4 protein-coding genes are annotated in these 2,882 nt (G+C 71.2%); 3 read left to right on the forward strand and 1 reads right to left on the reverse strand.

From position 1 onward, the window contains the following. The coding region (locus Z052_RS18575; protein ID WP_394338392.1) for a ZIP family metal transporter at positions 1-392 on the forward strand (392 nt) is incomplete at its 5' end. Between the two features lie 61 nt (positions 393-453). On the opposite strand, the gene aroC is transcribed toward Z052_RS18575, so the two are convergent. Further along, positions 454-1,641: a chorismate synthase gene (gene aroC / locus Z052_RS18580; protein ID WP_049929688.1), complete on the reverse strand. Its 1,188-nt coding sequence runs from the start codon at positions 1,639-1,641 to the stop codon at positions 454-456. Positions 1,642-1,774: 133 nt separating this feature from the next. Here aroC and Z052_RS18585 point away from each other — a divergent pair, with 133 nt between their 5' ends. After that, on the forward strand, positions 1,775-1,996 hold the full coding sequence (locus Z052_RS18585) for a hypothetical protein (RefSeq protein ID WP_049929687.1): 222 nt from the start codon (positions 1,775-1,777) through the stop codon (positions 1,994-1,996). 93 nt (positions 1,997-2,089) lie between these two features. Further along, on the forward strand, positions 2,090-2,821 hold the full coding sequence (locus Z052_RS18590; protein WP_099289344.1) for an enoyl-CoA hydratase/isomerase family protein: 732 nt from the start codon (positions 2,090-2,092) through the stop codon (positions 2,819-2,821). Positions 2,822-2,882: the final 61 nt, after the last annotated feature.

A 2,882-nucleotide genomic window follows, 5' to 3' on the forward strand; every position in this document is an offset into this window, starting at 1 on the left:
GGCTGGCGATCGGCGTCGCGTTCGCCTCCGGGCTGGAGGAGGTCGCGCTGTTGCTCGCGGTCGTCATCGGCCTTCAGAACGTGCCCGACGGGTTCGCGTTCGCGGTGCCGATGGCGGAGACCGGGATGTCGAACCTCCGGGTGGTCTGGTACACGACCCTCTCGGGAGTGGTCCCGCAGGTCGTCGCCGCGGTCTTCGGCTTCTCGCTCGTGTCGGTCGGGGCCGGACTGTTCCCGGTGTCGTCGGGGTTCGCCGCGGGCGCGATGCTCGCGGTCGTCTTCCGCGAGCTGATCCCATCCTCGCACGGGCACGGGCACGCCGACGCCGCGACCGGCGCGTTCCTCGTCGGCTTCGTCCTGCTCGTCGTCGTCGACGCCGTCGTCGTGGTGTGAGCGGGCGCCGGACGCTGGAAGCGCACGACCGCGGCACAGGCCCGGGTGCGGGCGTCGGTCGCTACTCGTTGCGCGGGCTACTCGGGTGGTAATCGGTGTCGTACTGTCCCGGGTTGCCGTCGACGCGGTCCGGGTTGATCCGGCCGCCGAGCAGCATGAAGTCGAGCACCGTACAGTACAGCATCGCCTCGACGACGGGGACGGCCCGCGGCGGGAGGACGGGGTCGTGGCGGCCGACGACCTGGACCTCCTTCTCCTCGCCGGTCTCCCAGTCGGCCGAGCGCTGCTTCTTCGGGATCGAGGTCGGCGCGTGCCACGTCGCCTCGCCGTAGATCGGCTCGCCCGTGGTGATCCCGCCCTGGAGGCCGCCGTGGTCGTTGCCCACGGGGACGGGGTCGCCCTCCTCGCTCTCGACGTGGTCGAACGACTCGCCGTCGTCGAACGTCCAGTCCTCGTTGCGCTCGCTGCCCGCCACGTGCGTCGCGTCCTTCCCCAGCCCGTACTCGACGCCGGTGGTCGCCGGGATGGAGAACATCGCCTGCCCGAGGCGGGCGGGGAAGCTGTCGAAGCGCGGCGATCCGAGCCCCCGGGGGACGCCCCGGCACTCGAAGTAGATCGAACCGCCGATCGAGTCGCCCTCCTCCTGGTACTCCTCGATCAGCTCCTGCATCTCCGCGGCCGCCTCGGGGTCGGCGCAGCGCACGTCGTTCTCCTCGCTGTGTTCGAGGATTTGCCCGAAGCTCACCGGGGCGGCCTCGATGTCGCCGATGCGATTGACGTGCGCTTTGATCTCGACGTCGTGGTCAGAGGCGTCGAGCACCTGTTCGGCGACCGCGCCGGCCGCGACCCAGTTCACCGTCTCGCGCGCCGAGGAGCGCCCGCCGCCGCCCCAGTTGCGTGTGCCGAACTTCGCGGAGTAGGTGTAGTCGCCGTGCGAGGGGCGCGGCGCGGTGACGAACGGCTCGTACTTCCCCGAGCGGGCGTCCTTGTTCTGGATCACCATTCCGATCGGGGTGCCCGTGGTGTAGCCGTCCTGGACGCCGGAGTTGACGACGACCTCGTCGGGCTCGCCCCGCGAGGTGGTGATCATCGACTGGCCCGGCTTGCGCCGGTCGAGCTGCGCCTGAATCGCCTCCTCGTCGAGCTCGACGCCCGCTGGCACGCCGGAGACGGTGACGCCCATCGCGTCGCCGTGGCTCTCGCCGTAGGTCGTCAGCTGGAAGAGTCGGCCGAACCGGTTCCCGTTCATACCGGTACGTGTGGCCGGGGGCTTATAGGGGTTGCAATCCGCGCAACGAGCGGCGCTCGCCCGGACTTCGAGACGACGCGCCGACCGGCGCGCGACCGACGGCGGTATGTAAGGGGAACGCGTTGGTGGGTGCGTGCGCGACCGCTTCACCTCCGACCTCGGCGTGTACGCCCTTTCGGGGCTGTTCTCGCTCGTCGTCTTCGCCCTCGCGCTCGGCATCCTCTCGCGGACGCTCCCCGGCGGGCTCGCGAGCCGCCAGCTCGGGGGACTGATCGTCGGCTACCTGCTGTTCGTCGGCGTGTACACGACGGCGTGGTTCATCTACACCGGGATCGACAGCCGCGAAGAGGTCTGACCGTCGAGTCGCCGCCGCCCGCGGAGCCCCGCCTCCGACCGAGTCGGATCCGCCTGCCGAACCGTTTTCACGTCGCCGCGAGACGGGGCGGGTATGAGTTGGGACACCATCGCCTTCGACGTCGACGACCGCGGAGTCGCGACGATCACCGTCGACCGACCGGAGCAGCTCAACGCGCTCACCGCCGAGACGCTCGAAGCGATCGAGGACGCGCTCGACGAGGCCGCCGAGCGCGACGCTCGCGTCCTCGTGATCGCCGGTGCGGGCGACGAGGCGTTCGTCGCGGGCGCGGACATCTCGCACATGGTCGACCTCTCGACGCCCGAGGCGCAGGCGTACGCCGAGCTTGGCCACCGCGTCGCGGACGCGATCGAGACGTTCCCCGCGCCGACGATCGCCGCCGTCGACGGTCACGCCTTCGGCGGCGGGTGCGAGCTCGCCCTGGCCTGTGACCTGCGGGTCGCCGCCGAGAGCGCCGTCCTCGGGCAGACCGAGATCGATCTGGGGATCATCCCCGGCTGGGGCGGCACGCAGCGGCTCCCGGCGCTCGTCGGCGACGAGGTCGCCCGCCGGCTGATCTTCCTCGGCGAGGTCGTCGCGGACGACGACTTCGAAGACCGGATCGACGACCTGGCCGGCGAGCTGGCAGCGAAGCCGACGACCGCGCTGCGCGCGGCGAAGGAGGCGCTGAACGCGGCCGGCGAGGGGTCGGCGGCGACCGGGCTCGCCTTGGAGCGCCGTGCGTGGGCCGGCCTCTTCGGGACGCACGATCAGCGCGAGGGGATGACGGCTTTCCTGGAGAAGCGCGATCCGGAGTTCGAATAACGCGGTAGCGGATCGCTGTCGGTGCTGTGCCGAGGTGTGGTGGCGCGCGCCGTCGAGCGGC

Source organism: Halorubrum sp. C191 (genome assembly GCF_002727095.1).
Classification (GTDB): Archaea; Halobacteriota; Halobacteria; order Halobacteriales; family Haloferacaceae; genus Halorubrum; species Halorubrum ezzemoulense.

Excerpts from the sequence above, each read along its gene's own strand:
- aroC (WP_049929688.1), bottom strand. The coding sequence starts at position 1,641 with ATGAACGGGAACCGGTTCGGCCGACTCTTCCAGCTGACGACCTACGGC.
- Z052_RS18590 (WP_099289344.1), top strand. The coding sequence starts at position 2,090 with ATGAGTTGGGACACCATCGCCTTCGACGTCGACGACCGCGGAGTCGCG.